Here is a 14,931-nt window from a genome sequence, read left to right as displayed (position 1 = left end):
GTGTTCGAGCCGGGCGGTCACGCCGGTGCGGGGCTCGCGATGCGGGCCACCCGCGGTTCGGCGAGCCTCGCGTAGTCGGTGCCGGTGAGACACAGCGAGCGGTCGAGCCGGGCGGCGTTGAAGTACAGCCGCGGCTGGGCGACGACATCCGGGTCGGCGACGAGTTCGAGCTCGGGATCGAAGCTGAACGGCAGCACGGTGCCGGGCACCGAGCGGGCGAGCCGCTCGGCGGTCTCGGCGTCGCTGAAGCCGACGTAACGGGCCTCGAAGAGCGCGCGCACGGCGTCCAGATCCACCCGCCGGTCCCCGGGGACGACCGCGAGGACGTGGCGCGTGGTGCGGCGGTCGACCTTGACCCGCAGCACGATGCACTTCGCGGCCTGGCTCACCGGATGGCCGCGCAGCGCGCTGACGTCTTCGGTGGCGCCCTCGGGCGCGTGGTCGATGAGGCGGTAGTCGACGTGGGAGGCGTCGAGGAGGGAGATCAGATGCTGGTAGGTGTCGGCGTCGGGCATGGGGCGTCTTCTCCGGTCCTCTCGGGGGACATGGCGGGCGCGAATGCCCTGGCCGTGTCGGTGGTCCTGGTGCTGGTGGCACTCTCGGTGGCCTCGGTGGCCTCGGTGGCCTCGGCGGTCCGGTGGGCGCGTTCCACGGCCTGGCCCCAGTACGTGCCGGTGACCATCAGGGCCGCACCCAGGGCGGTGAGCGGGGTGAGATGTTCGCCGCCGAGGGCGATGCCCACCGCCGCGGCCCAGACGGGCTCGGTGCCCAGCAGCAGACTGGCCCGGCTGGCGGAGGTGCGCTGCACCGCCCAGGTCTGGGCGAGAAAGGCGAACACGCTGCAGAAGAGAGCGAGATAGACCAGCTGGGTCCAGGTCGCCGCGTCGGCCCGGGCGAGTACCGGAAGGTCGCGGGCGGCGGGGGCGAGGAACAGGGCCGTGCCGACCAGGGTCTGCAGCGTCGTCAGGTGCAGCGGGCGGATCGCCCTGCCCGCGGTGAGCCGGCCGACGAGGGCCACGTGCACCGCCCGGACGCAGGCCGCGGCGAGCATCAACAGGTCCCCGAGGCGCGGCGCGTGGAAGCCGTTTCCGGACATGAGCAGAGCGACCGCCAGGACACACACGCCGGCCGCGGCGAAGAAGGCGGGAGGCGGACCGCCCCGGCGCCCGGTGCGGTCGAGGAGCGGAGTGAGGACGATGGTGAGGCTGATGATCAGACCCGCGTTGGCGGCCGTGGTGTGGGCGACGCCGTACGTCTCCACGACCAGGACCGCGGCCTGGGTGACCCCGAGCGGCAGCCCCGCGCGGACCTCGTCGCGGGTCCACCCGCGCAGTCCGCCCTGGGCGGCGACAAGACCGAGGCAGGGGAGCGCGGCAAGGGCGTAGCGGGCGAACAGGACGAGGAGGACGGGCAGGGCGCCCACGGCCGTCTGGGCGGACAGATAGCTGGAACCCCAGACGAGCGCGACGAGCAGGAGTACCACGTCGGTACGGCGGGCGTCGGTCACCCGCCCACGGTGCACCAGCCACCTGTCTGAAGCCCAGAACCACCTTCTTAAACGATCTTTTAGTAGGCCTACATCGTCGCCCTACACTGACGGGGTGGACGAGCGGCAGCTGAGGATCCTGCGGGAGCTGGGCGAGCTGGGCAGTGTCACCGCGGTCGCCGAGGCGCTGCTGGTGACGCCGTCGGCGATCTCGCAGCAGCTACGGCTGCTGCAGCGCTCGATCCCGGTGCCGCTCACCGAGCGGCAGGGGCGGCGCCTGGTGCTCACCGACGCCGGGCAGGCCCTGGCGGACGCCGCCGTCGAGGTGGAGTCTGCGCTGGCACGGGCCCGGCACGCGGTCGAGGAGTTCGTCGGCAGGCCGGACGGAGAGGTGTCGGTGGCGGCGTTCCACAGCGCGGGTGCGGCGTTCTTCCCGCTGTTGCTGCGCGGCCTCGCCGGGCCGGACGCGCCGACGGTGGCGCTCGCCGACGAGGACGTACCGCAGGAGGACTTCCCCCGGCTGACCCGCGCCTACGACCTCGTCCTCGCCCACCGCCTGGACCACGCCCCGCCCTGGCCGCGCACGGTGACCGTGACCACGCTGCTGCACGAGCCGCTGGACGTGGCGATGCCGGCCGGCCATCCGCTCGCCGCCAAGCGGCGGGTGACGCCGCGTGACGTCGCCGACCTGCCGTGGATCACCGTGCACGACGGGTTCCCGGTCCTGGCCACCATCGAGGCCATCGCCGCGGCGGCCGGCCGGCGGCTGCATCTGGCCCATCGCATCAACGAGTTCGCGGTGGTCGCCGAGGCCGTCGCCGCAGGGGGCGGAATCGCGCTGATGCCACGCTGGACCATGCGCCCGCATCCGGCGCTGGTCCTCCGGCCGCTCAGCGGCGTCCAGGCCACCCGGCACATCGACGTCCTGTGCCGCCCCGAGCGCACGGCGAGAAAGGCGGTCCGCACGGTCCTGACGGAACTGAGGCGAGCGGCACGAACCATCCAGGGCGAGGTGGCTCCCTGACGGGCGCGGTGGCCGTGCGGCCGCTCAGAACGGATACCAGCGCACCGTCTCGTCCCCGTTCCGCAGGGACGCCACCCGGCGCTCGAACTCCGCCAGCGCCTTGGGGTTGCTCGGCGCGTGCTGGGCCACCCACGCACAGCTGGCCGTCTCACGGGCCCCGCGGAGCACCCCGCAGCCCTCCCACTCCCGCACGTCCCAGCCGTAGGCCTCGGTGAAGGAGTCGTACGCCTCGGCGGGCAGGCCGTAGCGGTCGCGGGAGAGGGCCATGACCACCAGGTCGTGCTCGCGCAGGTCGGCCGAGAAGGTCTCCAGATCGACGAGGACCGGGCCGTCGGGGCCGACGTGCACATTGCGGGGCAGCGCGTCGCCGTGGATCGGCCCCGGCGCCAGACGGGGCGTCAAGGCGGCAGCGGCCGCGGCGAAGCCGTCCCGGCGCGCCCGCAGGTAGGCCGCGTCCGCGGGGTCGATCGCCGCTCCCGCGAGCCGCAGCCAGCGTTCCACACCGCCCAGCAGATCGCGGGGCGGGAGGGCGAAGGGGGGAGTGGGAAGCGCGTGCACGGTCCGCAGCAGCTGTGCCAGGTCCCGGGGCTCGGCCGGGCGTACGGGGTCGGGCAGGCGGTGCCACACGGTCACCGGGTGCCCCTCGACCAGCAGTGGTTTCGGGTCGGCCGCCCGCACCGCCGGTACGCCCGCCTCGGCCAGCCAGCCGGCGATGTCCAGCTCGCGCCGGGCCCGCTCCAGCAGTTCGGCGTCGCGGCCCACCTTGACGACGAGGTCGCCGGCGGCGAACACCGCGTTCTCACCGAGGGCGAGGAGCCGCGCGTCCCGCGCCGGGCCCGGCAGCACCTTCGCCGCGGCCAGTACGTCCCGCGCGCGTGCCTCGTCCATCGTCCGCCTCCGTGCCGTTCGTCCCGCGCCGTGCGTGTCCGGTCTTCGGCAAGTCTCGCATTCGCACAGGTCGGACCGTGGGCGCGGGCTCTTGACGGGGCTCCACCCCTTCACGAACATGAACACGCCAACGGGATCCGGCAAAGGGGCTGATCCAGTGACAGCAGTGGCCGAAGCGCGACGACCGACCAGGCCCGCCTCCGGTCACGGCGCCTGGTTCCTGGTCCTGCCCGCCCTGATCCCGATCCTCGTGCTGAGCGTCGGTCCGCTGCTGTACGGCATCCTGCTGGCGTTCACCGACGCCCAGTCCGGCCGGACCGCGGCCACCCGGTGGATCGGCGGCCTCAACTTCCGGGACCTGCTGCACGACACGCTGTTCTGGGAGTCGTTCCGGATCGGTCTGGTGTGGGCGGTCGGCGTGACCGTGCCGCAGTTCCTGCTGGCCCTCGGCCTGGCCCTCCTGCTCAATCAGGACTTACGGCTGCGGTGGCTGGCCCGCGCCCTCGCGATCGTCCCCTGGGCCATGCCCGAGGTCGTCGTCGGCGTCATGTGGCGACTCGTCTACAACCCGGACGCCGGGATCCTCAACGAGACCCTGCGCGACCTGGGCCTGGGCGACGGCCGGGACTGGCTGAGCGGCCTCGCCACCGCACTGCCCGCCGTCATCGTCGTCGGCATCTGGGCGGGCATGCCGCAGACCACCGTCGCCCTGCTCGCCGGGCTGCAGAACACCCCGCGCGAACTGCACGAGGCGGCGGCGGTGGACGGCGCGGGCGCCTGGCGCCGGTTCCGCACGGTCACCTGGCCCGCCCTCAGACCGGTGGCCCTGGCCATCACCGCGCTCAACCTCATCTGGAACTTCAACTCCTTCGCCCTGGTGTACGTGCTCACCAGCGGCGGGCCCGGCGGCAGGACCCGGCTGCCCATGCTGTTCGCCTACGAAGAGGCCTTCCGCTACGGCCAGTTCGGCTACGCGGCGGCGATGGGATGCGTGATGGTCGCGGTGATCTCGATCCTGCTCGCGGTGTTCCTGGCCGGCCGGCTCCGGGGCGGTGAGGACGCATGAGGACCCGCCCCGCGGCACGCGCCGGCCAGTACACCGCCCTGCTCGCCTACCTCGTCTTCCTGGCCTTCCCGCTCCTGTGGCTGCTGTCCACCGCGGTCAAGTCGCCGCGCGAGCTGGGCAGTCTCCACCCCACCTGGATCCCGCGCCACCCGACCCTGGCCAACTTCCGCCAGGCCTTCGACGAGCAGCCGCTGCTGCACGCCGCCCTCAACTCCCTGCTCGTGGCGGCCGGCGCCGCCGTCGTCGCCGTACTGATCGCGACACCGATGGCGTACGTCATGGCGCGGCACCGGTCCCCGCTGTCCCGGGCGACGAGCGGATGGGTGGTGGTCAGCCAGGCGTTCCCGTTCGTGTTGGTGATCATCCCGCTGTTCCTGGTGCTGAAGGAGCTGCGGCTGATCGACTCCCTGTCCGGCCTGGGGCTGGTGTACGTGGTGTGGGCGCTGCCGTTCGCGCTGTGGATGCTCGTCGGCTACGTCCGGGCCGTGCCCGCCGAGCTGGAGGAGGCGGCGGCCGTCGACGGGGCCGGGCGGCTGCGGACCCTGGTGTCGGTGACGGCGCCGCTGCTCGCGCCGGGGATCGCGGCGACGGCACTGTTCGCGTTCGTCACCGCCTGGAACGAGTTCTTCTTCGCGCTGGTGCTGCTGAAGAGCCCGGGGAAGCAGACCCTCCCGGTCGTCCTCACCCACTTCATCGGCGCGGAGGGCGTGGCCGACCTCGGCCCGCTGGCCGCGGCCGCGTTCCTCGCCACGCTGCCCTCCCTGGCCGTCTTCGCCCTCATCCAGCGCCGGATCACGGGCGGCCTGCTCGCCGGGGCGGTGAAGAGCTGATGCGGACCAGAGGCGTCACGGCACTCGTCGTACTCCTCCTGCTCCTCGCGGGCTGTTCGTCGGGAGGCGGAGACCGAGGCGGCCCGATCACCCTGCGCTTCCAGTCCCTCGCCTGGCAGCAGGAGTCCGTCGCGGCCAACAGGGAACTGGTGAAGGCGTGGAACGCGACCCACCCGGACGTCAAGGTCGAGTATGTCCAAGGGAGTTGGGACAGCATCCACGACCAGCTGCTCACCTCCTTCGAGGGCGGCGAGGCCCCCGACGTCATCCACGACGCCTCCGACGACCTCGCCGACTTCGCCTACGGCGGCTACCTCGCCGACCTGACCGGCCTGCTGTCCGCCCGGCTCAAGTCCGACATCCCGCAGCGCAGTTGGCGGACGGCGACCTTCGGGGACGGGATCTACGGCGTGCCCTTCCTCCAGGAACCCCGGGTGCTGATCGCCAACGCGACCTGGCTGCAGTCGGCGGGCGTGCGCAGACCGACGCCCGAACACCCCTGGAGCTGGGCCGAGTTCCGGCGGATCACCGAGCAGCTCAGCCGCGACGGGAAGTACGGCGTCGCCTGGCCGCTGAAGGAGCCCGTCTCCGCCACGCTCAACCTCTCCCTCTCGGCGGGCGGACAGCTCTTCCACCGGGGTGCCGACGGCAAGGTGAGCGTCCAATTCGGGGCCGGTGACGCGGTCGTACCCCGTACCGTCCACGACCAGGTCGCCACCGACCACAGCGCGCCCGCCTCGACGCTCGGCAGCGGCGGCTCGGACACGCTGCCCGGCTTCTTCGGCGGCCGGTACGCGATGGTCCCGCTCGGCTTCTCCTACCGCCAGCAGATCGTGCAGCAGGCCCCGAAGGGCTTCGAGTGGGAGGTGCTGCCCGCGCCCGCGGGCGCCGACGGGCTCACCCAGGGCGTCAGCCCGCAGACCCTGTCCATCGCCGCGGACAGCCCGCACAAGAGGGAGGCCGCCGAGTTCATCGACTTCCTGCTGCGGCCCCGGAACATGGTCCGGCTCGCCCTCGGCGACTGGATGCTGCCCACCGGCACCCAGGCCCTGCGGGACCCCGCCCTGCACACCGCGAAGAACGGCTGGGCCACCGGCACCGCCCTGGCGGCCCACCTCCGGCCGGCGCCGGCCCAGTCCGTGCGCGGCTACCCGGAGTGGAAGGACAAGGTGGCCACCCCGGCCTTCCAGGAGTACTACAGCGGCTCGATCGGCCTGGACGAGCTGCGCAGACGTCTGGAGAGGGACGGGAACCTGGTGCTGGCCCGGTATCAGCGCTGACCTGGGCCGACCCGGGCTGCCGTAATTCAATTGAACGAGACGTATCGTCTCGCCTAGCCTCGGCGTCATGACCGCCACAGCTGACGCGACCGCCATGACCACCATGAACACACCTGCTCACATCGCCATGTTCTCCATCGCCCTCCACGGCCATGTGAACCCCAGCCTGGAGGTGATCCGCGAACTCGTCGCCCGGGGCCACCGGGTCACCTACGCCGTCCCGCCGGCCTTCGAAGAGAAGGTGGCCGCGACGGGTGCCCGGCCCGTGCTCTACACCTCCACGCTGCCCGGGCCCGACGCCGACTCGGAGGCCTGGGGGAGCACCCTGCTGGACAACGTGGAACCCTTCCTGGAGGACGCGATCCAGGCGCTGCCGCAGCTGATCCAGGCCTACGACGGCGACGAGCCCGACCTCGTCCTGCACGACATCACCTCCTACCCGGCCCGCGTCCTCGCCCACCGCTGGGGCGTCCCCGCGATCTCCCTCTCGCCGAACCTCGTCGCCTGGGACGGTTACGAGAAGGAGGTCGCCGAGCCGATGTGGGCGGAGCCGAGGAAGACCGAGCGCGGGCAGGCCTACTACGCCCGCTTCGAGGCCTGGCTTGCGGAGAACGGGATCACCGAGCACCCGGACCCCTTCGTCGGCCGTCCCGCCCGCTCCCTGGTCCTGATCCCCAAGGCCCTCCAGCCCCATGCCGACCGGGTCGACGAGCGCGTCCACACCTTCGTCGGCGCCTGCCAGGGGGACCGCGCCGACCAGGGCGACTGGCAGCGGCCCGCCGGCGCCGAGAAGGTGGCCCTGGTCTCCCTCGGTTCGGCCTTCACCAAGCAGCCCGCCTTCTACCGCGCGTGCGTACGCGCCTTCGCCGACCTGCCCGGCTGGCACCTGGTCCTGCAGATCGGCAGGCATGTCGACCCCGCCGAGCTGGGCGACGTACCCGCCAACGTCGAAGTGCACAGCTGGGTCCCGCAGTTGGCCGTGCTGCGACAGGCCGACCTGTTCGTCACGCACGCCGGCGCGGGCGGCAGCCAGGAGGGACTGGCCACCGCCACGCCGATGATCGCCGTACCGCAGGCCGTCGACCAGTTCGGCAACGCCGACATGCTCCAGTCCCTCGGCGTCGCCCGCCGCCTCTCCACCGAGGAGGCCACCGCCGAACGCCTCCGCGAAACCGCCCTCGCCCTGTCCGGCGACCCGGAGGTGGCCCGGCGCCTGCAGGAGATCCGGTCCGCGATGGCCGAGGAGGGCGGCACCCGACGGGCGGCCGACCTGATCGAGGCGGAACTGGCCGGACGACGTCAGGGACAGCCGGGGGCGGCGAGCGGCGCCTTGTAGAGCGGCATGGTCCGTACGACCGGCATGGTCCGTACGACCGGAGGACGTGCCAGGGCCCGTTGGTTCCCCCCGGAAACCAACGGGCCCTGTGTCAATGGGTGGACTCAGAACGGTGGACTCAGAACGGTCGACTCAGAACGGGTGGACTCAGACGCCCAGCCGCTCGCCTTCACCGCGCGCGGGGGCCGCCGCGACCGGCTCGGGCGACTCGTCGTGGGTGAGGTCCGGCAGCCGGTGCAGCCACTTCGGCAGGTACCAGTTGCGCTCGCCGAGCAGCGCCATCACGGCCGGCAGCAGCACACCGCGGATGATCGTGGCGTCGATCAGGACGGCGGCGGCCAGGCCCACGCCCATCTGCTTCATGGACTGCATGGACAGCGTGCCGAAGATCGCGAACACGGCGACCATGATGACCGCGGCACTGGTGACGACACCGGCCGTGGTGACCACGCCGTGCTGGATGGCCTCCTTCGTCGTACGGCCGCGCATCCGTGCCTCGCGGATCCGGGAGACCACGAACACGTGGTAGTCCATGGACAGGCCGAACAGGATCACGAAGAGGAACAGCGGCAGCCAGGTGACGACCGCGCCGACGCCCTCCGCGCCCACCAGCGAGGCACCCCAGCCGTGCTGGAAGACGGCGACGAGGATGCCGTAGGCGGCGCCCACCGACAGCAGGTTGAGCACGATCGACGTGATCGCGACGGTCAGCGAGCGGAACGACAGCAGCATCAGCAGGAAGGCGAAGACGACCACGAAGGCGAAGACCGGGACGACCGAGCCGAGCAGCTGGTCGTTGAAGTCCTTGTTGCCCGCGACCTGTCCGGTGACCGGCGCCTCGACGCCCGCGACCTTGCCCAGGGTGGCCGGCCGCACCTCGTCGCGCAGCTTGTCGAGGCTCTTGACCGCCTGGTCCATGTCGGAGCCGCCGACCAGCGGTACGGAGACCAGGGCGACGTTCTGCGCCTCGTGCACCTTGACGTCGACCGGGCCGCGCGAGGCGCCCGAGGAGATCGCCCGCTGCTTGAAGTCGGCCAGCGCCTGCCGCACCGCGGGTGCGTCGATGTCCTTCGCCCTGACGACCACCTGGGCCGGCTCGGAACCGCCCGGGAACGCGTCGTTGATGCGGTTGTAGGTCTGCACGATCGGCAGCGAGTTGCCGAACTCCTGGTCCAGCGTGAGCTGCTGGGTCTTCATGCCCAGCGCGGGCGCGGCCACCGCGAGCAGCGCGCCGCCCGCCACGACCACGGAGATCACGGGCTTGGCGAGCACGCCCCGCAGGACGGCCGTCCAGAACCGGCTCTCCGCGGGCCCGTCCTGCCGGCGCCGGCGCCGGTTCAGGAACGGGATCCTGCCCTTCTCGACCCGCTCGCCCAGCAGCGACAGCAGCGCGGGCAGCACCGTCACGGAGCCGACCATGGCGACGGCCACCACCATCAGCGAGGCCAGACCCATCGCCTCGAAGGTGGCGAGACCGGTGAACAGCATGCCCGCCATGGCCACGCACACCGTGACACCGGAGACGATGACCGCGCGGCCGCTGGTGGCGGCGGCGATCCGGAGCGCGGTACCCGGGTCCCGCCCGGCGTCCCGCTCCTCGCGCTCGCGGCGCAGGTAGAACAGGCAGTAGTCGACGCCGACGGCCATGCCGACCAGCAGCATCACGGAGTTGGCGGTGTCGCTCATCGGCTGCACATGGCTGACCAGGCCCATCAGGCCCATCGTCGCCATGATCGCGGTGACCGCGAGCCCCACCGGCAGCAGCGCGGCCACCAGCGCACCGAAGGCGATCAGCAGGATGCCGAGGGCCACCGGCACCGCCGAGTACTCGGCCTGCTGGAAGTCGTTCCCGAAGGCGTCGTCGTACTGCTTCTTCATGCTGGCGCCGCCGATCTCCTCGATCCGCAGCGAGCCGTGCTCCTTCTGGACCCCGGCCACGGCCTTCAGTACCGGCTCGACCCGGTCGGCGGCGGTGTCCGCGTCGCCGCGCATGTCGAACTGCACCAGCGCGCTGCGGCCGTCGCGGGAGATGGTGTGCGTGTCGTAGGGCGAGGTCACGTCGGTGACCTTGCCGGTGGCGCCGACGGCCTTGACGACGTCGGCGACGGCGGCACGGAACTCGCCGCTCGTGGCCTTCACGGCGCCGTCCTTGGACTGGATCAGCACGGTCTCCCCGGCCGGCTGCTTGATGCCCGCGTCGTCGATGATGCGTGCGGCGGTGTGTGTCTCGCCCTTGAGCTGGTCGCTCTCGTCCACGTCGACCCGGCCGGCGGCCGAGCCGAGTCCCATGGCCAGGACGACGAACAGCACCCATATGCCGACGGCGGCCCAGCGGTGCCGGGCGCTCCAGCCGCCGGCGCGGGCGGCCAGGCCCCGCACGCGCACGTCCGTGTTCCCCATGACGGGATGTCCCCCTCGTGTGCGGTGACGGCCCCCTGCCGCCACGTCTTCTGTTGCTCGACTTCGACGGTATGGGCCGGATAAGGACGCCTCGTCGTGCTGTCCGGTGAAGTGCCGAGGGCCCGGGTCACCGCTGGGGAGGACCACGGCCCCTTACATCTATCGGGGTTCTCGCGGCCGGCTCTCGGGGGCGGGACTCAGGGATGTCCGATCCGCCGACAGAGATCCACTTTGTGATTACGAAAGGTTGTTGAACAAGTCACAGCTGGGCGTAGGAGTTGATCCGCACCCTCCGGATCGGACAGAGTTTCGCGCAACCCGGCGCATGCACGGGTACGGCCGTCGTGCCCACCCCCACGGGGCACGACGGCCGCTCTAGGGTGGCCGGATGACCACCTATGCGGCGCTGCTGCGCGGAATCAACGTCGGCGGCAGCAAGAAGCTCCCGATGGCCGATCTGCGCACGCTCATGACCGGCCTGGGCTACGAGGGCGTACGGACCCATCTGCAGAGCGGGCAGGCGGTCTTCAGCGCCGGCCGGGGCGACGAGGAGTCCCTGGCGGCCGAGTTGGCCCGGGCCATCGAGGAGCGGTTCGGCTTCCCGGTCGACGTCATCGTGCGCGACCACGCCTATCTGCGGGCGGTGGCCGAGGCCTGCCCGTTCCCGGCCGCCGAACTGGAGGCCAAGCAGCTGCACGTCACCTACTTCTCCGCACCGGTCACCGCGGAGCGCTTCGCGGAGATCGACCCCGCCGACCGGCTCCCCGAGGAGTTCCGCCTCGGCGACCGCTGTCTGTACCTGTACGCCCCGGAGGGCCTCGGCCGCTCCAAGCTCGCCGAGGCCCTGTCCCGGCCGCGGATCACCAAGGGCGTGATCGCCACCAGCCGGAACTGGAACACGGTCCTCAAACTGGTCGAGTTGACCGCTCCGGAAGGGTGACGGGGCCGGTGTGCGAGGCTCTGCGCCATGCGCTACATCATCATCGGGGCAGGGGCGGTCGGCGGCACCGTCGGCGGGCGGCTGGCCCAGGCCGGGCGTGAGGTCGTACTCGTCGCCCGTGGGCAGCACCTGGCGGCACTCGCCGAGCGGGGGCTGAAGCTGCGGGTGCCGGAGGGCGAGTCGACGTACCGGCTGCCCGCCGTCGAGGGACCCGACCCGCTCGGCGAGTTGCGCGCCGACGACGTCCTGCTGCTGGCCGTGAAGACTCAGGACACGGTGGCCGCCCTGGAAGCCTGGGGCGAGGCGCCGGTGGCGGGCGGGGGTACGGCGGCCGAGCGGCTGCCGCTCGTCTGTCTGCAGAACGGGGTGGAGGGCCAGCGGCTGGCGCTACGCCGCTTCCGGCAGGTGTACGGCGTCTGTGTCTGGCTGCCGTCGACCTTCGTGGAACCCGGCGTCGTCTCCGCCGCCGGCACCCCGCTCACCGGCATCCTGCACCTGGGCCGGTACCCGCACGGCGCCGACGACACCGCCCGGCGCATCGCCGCCGACCTGGCGGCCGCCCGCTTCGAGGCGCCGGTCGTGCCGGACGTGGCCCGCTGGCAGTACGCCAAGCTGCTCGGCAACCTCGGCAACGCTCTGGAAGCCGTGAGCGGGCCTGTCGACAGCGAGCAGGCCATGGCCCTGTACGCGAGCGTGCGGGCCGAGGGGGAGGCCGTGCTCGACGCCGCCGGCATCGCGTACGCGAGCGCCCAGGAACAGAAGGAGGCACGCGCGGACAAGGTCACCCTGGTCCCGCTCGACGGGTCACCGCGCGGTGGCGGCTCCTCCTGGCAGTCCCTCGTCCGCGGCACCGGCACCATCGAGGCGGACCACCTCAACGGCGAGATCGTCCTCCTCGGCCGCCTGCACGGCACACCGACCCCGCTGAACGAACTGCTGCAGCGCCTCGCCAACCGTTTCGCCCGCGAACACCGGCCGGCGGGCTCCCTGCCGATCGCGGAACTGCTGCGACTGGCCGAGGAGGCGGTGGGGGCGGCCGACCGGTGAACGGCTGACCGCGCAAAGGCGGTTGATCTTCCGGCCGGGTTGGCGTTTCGTGTGCCGGGGGCTCGCGGTGCGCGGGCGTGAGGGAAGTGACGGGGGCACGGTGGACGGCATCACAGGGGACAGCGCACGGCTTGCGGCGCGGTTCGAGGCGGACCGGGCGCATCTCGCGGCGGTCGCGTACCGGTTGCTCGGTTCGGCCGCCGAGGCGGACGACGCGCTGCAGGACGCCTGGCTGCGGGCCCAGCAGGCCGACATCGGCGAGGTCGAGAACCTCACCGGCTGGCTGACCACGGTGGTGACCCGGGTGTGCCTCAACCAGCTGCGCACGCGCCGGAACCGGCGGGAGGACCCCCTCGACGCCCACGAGCCGGACACGGCCCTCGGCGGCGCGGCGGGCGACCCGGCGCGCGAGGCGCTGCTGGCCGACGAGGTCGGCGTCGCCCTGCTCGTCGTCCTGGACACCCTGGCCCCCGCCGAGCGGGTCGCCTTCGTCCTGCACGACCTGTTCGCCGTGCCCTTCGACGACATCGCCCCGCTGCTGGAGAAGACCACGGCCGCCACCCGGCAGCTGGCCAGCCGGGCCCGCCGCCGGGTCCGGGGCCGGGCCCCCGCGCCCACCGCCGACGCGGGCCGCCGTAGGGAGGCCGTCGAGGCCTTCCTGGCCGCGACCCGGGGCGGAGACTTCGCGGCCCTGGTCGCCCTGCTCGCCCCGGACGTGGTGCTGCACGCCGACGCCCGGGTCGTCCCCACCCCCGGACCGATCACGGTCCGCGGCGCCGAGCCCGTCGCCCAGGGCGCCATGGCCGCCGTGGCCCGGGCCCAGTTCACCGGTGTCGCCCTGCTGGACGGCCGGTTCGGCCTGGTCATGGCGCCGTACGGGCGGCTCCGTGTGGTCCTGGCCTTCACGTTCGACGACGGCGGCCGGATCACCCGGATCGAGGTCGTCGCCGAGCCGGAACGCCTGCGGGAGATCGAGATCGCCGCCGCGCCGGGGGAGCCAGAAGTGGACCACTGAAAGAGGGGTGGATTGGGTCGGGATTCTGCACCATTGGCGGACTAGCGTCGGCGCCATGACGCCTACCGAGCACAGCCGTACGACACACCCCGACCCGACCCGAGTCGACTTCTACTTCGACCCCGCCTGCCCGTTCGCCTGGATCACCTCCCGCTGGCTGCTGGAGGTCGAGCGCACCCGTCCGCTCGACCTCCGCTTCCACGCCATGAGCCTGTATCTGCACAACATCGGAAATGAACTCCCCGACTGGTACCGCGACTTGGTCGACCGCTCGATCGGCCCGGTCCGGGTCGCCGTGGCCGCCGCCGAACAGCACGGCGAGAAGGTGCTGCGCGACCTGTACACCGCGTTCGGCACCCGGATCCACGAGCGGGAGATCAAGGACTTCGACGCGGTGATCGCCGAGTCCCTGGCCGAACTCGGGCTCCCCGCCGAGCTGTTGGCTGCGGCGCACGACCCGTCCTACGACGACGCGGTGCGCCGCAGCCACACGGCGGGCGCCGAAGAAGAGTCGGGCGGCTATGTGGGCACGCCCACGATCCATGTCGACGGCACGGTGTGGTTCGGCCCCGTCCTGCGAGCGATCCCGCGCGGCGCCGAGGCGGCCGAACTCTTCGACAGCTTCCGGGTGCTGGCCCGCCATCCCGACTTCTTCGAACTCAAGCGCACCCGCACGGGAGCCCTTCGCTTCGACTGAACTTCTCGGCGCCGAGGGAAGGTTGGCTGATAAACATCCCTCCGGTGTGATGGATTCCCCTTGCCGGTGACACATCCGCAGGAGCTGACGCAGAACGAAGAGCCGACCGCGGTCCGACGTCACAGGGGAGTGCCGGACCGCGGCGGCCCGGCTCCTCGGAACCCCGCGACAAACCCCGCGGGTTGTCCCTAGGGTGAAGCGCGCGGAACGGCCGAGGGGGACGGATGAGTGTGACGGCGAGGCCATTACCGGCGCTGCCGCGGTACGGCCCCGGCATCGGCCTCATGGCCCCCGACCGCCGCTCGGCGTGCCTCGCGATGATCGTGCCGCTCGCCGTTCCGGTGGGAGGGCGGGCCTTGGTCAACGGGTACGGATCACTCGGATGGGTGGCGATTTTCGGCCCACTCCGCGCCCACGCGACCACCCGGACCGACCTCGGCCGTGCAGCGCCGCACGTGGAGGCCGCGGCGGAGGACCGGCTGAACGAGCTGAAACGCGCCAACGTCGCGCAGGCCCCGGGCGCGGGCTGCAACATCGGTAACGTCAGCGGTCCCAGCATCTTCGGCATCAACGGCACGATCGCCATGCCCGGGCCGTGACCTCAGCCCGCCGGCCCTCACTGAGCAGGAGTCAGGACAGGAAGATGAGCACATACAACTACGGGAACTTCAACGGTCCCGCCGGCATCGGCGATCTCGGCCGTGGCACGATCGACCCCTACGCACCGGCCTCGGAGGGCCTCGTCCGGCTCTCGGACGGGCTGATGGAAGCACTGCGCGCCGAGTACCCGGGCCTCGTGCGCCACGGAGAGACCATCCGGGGCGCGCTGATGGAGCCCTCGAGGACGGTGGGCCGCCGAACCGCGGCCGTATCCGCTCCGCCCTGGAGGCCATCAGCATCGGCGCCTCGGCCGGCACCGGCA

At 72.2% G+C, this 14,931-nt stretch carries 14 protein-coding genes; 10 read left to right on the top strand and 4 right to left on the bottom strand.

Features of this window, described 5'->3' with window-relative positions; translation table 11 throughout:
• Positions 1 to 17: 17 nt before the first annotated feature.
• Together BEK98_RS30910 and BEK98_RS30905 are read right to left on the bottom strand one after the other, a co-directional pair.
• Positions 18 to 515 (bottom strand): YbaK/EbsC family protein, encoded by a 498-nt coding sequence (locus BEK98_RS30910; protein WP_094220006.1) that lies wholly within the window; start codon positions 513 to 515, stop codon positions 18 to 20.
• Positions 485 to 1,507: a DMT family transporter gene (locus BEK98_RS30905; protein WP_094220005.1), complete on the bottom strand. Its 1,023-nt coding sequence runs from the start codon at positions 1,505 to 1,507 to the stop codon at positions 485 to 487. The genes BEK98_RS30910 and BEK98_RS30905 overlap by 31 nt, the downstream gene beginning before the upstream one ends.
• 94 nt (positions 1,508 to 1,601) lie before the next feature.
• On the opposite strand from BEK98_RS30905, the gene BEK98_RS30900 reads away from it, so the two are divergent.
• Complete coding sequence (locus tag BEK98_RS30900) at positions 1,602 to 2,510, top strand: LysR family transcriptional regulator (protein ID WP_094220004.1); 909 nt, start codon at positions 1,602 to 1,604, stop codon at positions 2,508 to 2,510.
• Between the two features lie 24 nt (positions 2,511 to 2,534).
• Here the strand turns inward: BEK98_RS30900 and BEK98_RS30895 are convergent, their stop codons facing one another.
• Positions 2,535 to 3,398, bottom strand: a complete 864-nt coding sequence (locus BEK98_RS30895) for a phosphotransferase enzyme family protein (protein ID WP_094220003.1) — start codon at positions 3,396 to 3,398, stop codon at positions 2,535 to 2,537.
• A 157-nt stretch (positions 3,399 to 3,555) separates the two neighbouring features.
• Between BEK98_RS30895 and BEK98_RS30890 the strand changes: the two genes are divergently transcribed.
• The 4 genes from BEK98_RS30890 (at position 3,556) to mgt (ending at position 7,910) form a co-directional block, all read left to right on the top strand.
• Positions 3,556 to 4,464, top strand: a complete 909-nt coding sequence (locus BEK98_RS30890) for a carbohydrate ABC transporter permease (RefSeq protein WP_208643278.1) — start codon at positions 3,556 to 3,558, stop codon at positions 4,462 to 4,464.
• A complete protein-coding gene (locus BEK98_RS30885; protein WP_094220001.1) occupies positions 4,461 to 5,294 on the top strand; it encodes a carbohydrate ABC transporter permease in 834 nt (277 codons plus the stop codon). Before BEK98_RS30890 ends, BEK98_RS30885 begins: the two co-directional genes overlap by 4 nt.
• Positions 5,294 to 6,574, top strand: coding sequence for an ABC transporter substrate-binding protein (locus tag BEK98_RS30880; protein WP_094220000.1), 1,281 nt, complete (start codon positions 5,294 to 5,296; stop codon positions 6,572 to 6,574). The genes BEK98_RS30885 and BEK98_RS30880 overlap by 1 nt, the downstream gene beginning before the upstream one ends.
• A 67-nt stretch (positions 6,575 to 6,641) precedes the next feature.
• Positions 6,642 to 7,910, top strand: coding sequence for a macrolide-inactivating glycosyltransferase (gene mgt / locus BEK98_RS30875; RefSeq protein WP_208643277.1), 1,269 nt, complete (start codon positions 6,642 to 6,644; stop codon positions 7,908 to 7,910).
• A 147-nt stretch (positions 7,911 to 8,057) separates the two neighbouring features.
• On the opposite strand, the gene BEK98_RS30870 is transcribed toward mgt, so the two are convergent.
• Positions 8,058 to 10,310, bottom strand: a complete 2,253-nt coding sequence (locus BEK98_RS30870; RefSeq protein ID WP_094219999.1) for an MMPL family transporter — start codon at positions 10,308 to 10,310, stop codon at positions 8,058 to 8,060.
• 388 nt (positions 10,311 to 10,698) lie between these two features.
• Between BEK98_RS30870 and BEK98_RS30865 the strand changes: the two genes are divergently transcribed.
• The 5 genes from BEK98_RS30865 (at position 10,699) to BEK98_RS30845 (ending at position 14,608) form a co-directional block, all read left to right on the top strand.
• A complete protein-coding gene (locus BEK98_RS30865) occupies positions 10,699 to 11,250 on the top strand; it encodes a DUF1697 domain-containing protein (RefSeq protein WP_094219998.1) in 552 nt (183 codons plus the stop codon).
• Positions 11,251 to 11,277: 27 nt separating this feature from the next.
• The gene (locus tag BEK98_RS30860; protein WP_094219997.1) at positions 11,278 to 12,297 is read left to right on the top strand and encodes a ketopantoate reductase family protein; all 1,020 of its coding nucleotides are present in this window, start codon (positions 11,278 to 11,280) and stop codon (positions 12,295 to 12,297) included.
• A gap of 109 nt (positions 12,298 to 12,406) precedes the next feature.
• Positions 12,407 to 13,312, top strand: a complete 906-nt coding sequence (locus BEK98_RS30855; protein ID WP_094220038.1) for a sigma-70 family RNA polymerase sigma factor — start codon at positions 12,407 to 12,409, stop codon at positions 13,310 to 13,312.
• A 55-nt stretch (positions 13,313 to 13,367) separates the two neighbouring features.
• On the top strand, positions 13,368 to 14,009 hold the full coding sequence (locus BEK98_RS30850; protein WP_094219996.1) for a mycothiol-dependent nitroreductase Rv2466c family protein: 642 nt from the start codon (positions 13,368 to 13,370) through the stop codon (positions 14,007 to 14,009).
• A gap of 224 nt (positions 14,010 to 14,233) precedes the next feature.
• A complete protein-coding gene (locus BEK98_RS30845) occupies positions 14,234 to 14,608 on the top strand; it encodes a hypothetical protein (protein ID WP_143684187.1) in 375 nt (124 codons plus the stop codon).
• The last annotated feature ends 323 nt before the right edge of the window (positions 14,609 to 14,931 follow it).

This window comes from Streptomyces diastatochromogenes, assembly GCF_002242805.1.
Lineage (GTDB): Bacteria > Actinomycetota > Actinomycetes > Streptomycetales > Streptomycetaceae > Streptomyces > Streptomyces diastatochromogenes.
Note: the sequence above shows the minus strand (reverse complement) of the source record. Positions and strands in the feature narration are given on the sequence as shown.

What these genes read in the sequence shown, in the direction of transcription:
- BEK98_RS30910 (WP_094220006.1), bottom strand. Translation starts at nt 515, where the DNA reads ATGCCCGACGCCGACACCTACCAGCATCTGATCTCCCTCCTCGACGCC.
- BEK98_RS30895 (WP_094220003.1), bottom strand. Translation starts at nt 3,398, where the DNA reads ATGGACGAGGCACGCGCGCGGGACGTACTGGCCGCGGCGAAGGTGCTG.
- BEK98_RS30885 (WP_094220001.1), top strand. Translation starts at nt 4,461, where the DNA reads ATGAGGACCCGCCCCGCGGCACGCGCCGGCCAGTACACCGCCCTGCTC.
- BEK98_RS30880 (WP_094220000.1), top strand. Translation starts at nt 5,294, where the DNA reads ATGCGGACCAGAGGCGTCACGGCACTCGTCGTACTCCTCCTGCTCCTC.
- mgt (WP_208643277.1), top strand. Translation starts at nt 6,642, where the DNA reads ATGACCGCCACAGCTGACGCGACCGCCATGACCACCATGAACACACCT.
- BEK98_RS30870 (WP_094219999.1), bottom strand. Translation starts at nt 10,310, where the DNA reads ATGGGGAACACGGACGTGCGCGTGCGGGGCCTGGCCGCCCGCGCCGGC.
- BEK98_RS30865 (WP_094219998.1), top strand. Translation starts at nt 10,699, where the DNA reads ATGACCACCTATGCGGCGCTGCTGCGCGGAATCAACGTCGGCGGCAGC.
- BEK98_RS30860 (WP_094219997.1), top strand. Translation starts at nt 11,278, where the DNA reads ATGCGCTACATCATCATCGGGGCAGGGGCGGTCGGCGGCACCGTCGGC.
- BEK98_RS30850 (WP_094219996.1), top strand. Translation starts at nt 13,368, where the DNA reads ATGACGCCTACCGAGCACAGCCGTACGACACACCCCGACCCGACCCGA.
- BEK98_RS30845 (WP_143684187.1), top strand. Translation starts at nt 14,234, where the DNA reads ATGAGTGTGACGGCGAGGCCATTACCGGCGCTGCCGCGGTACGGCCCC.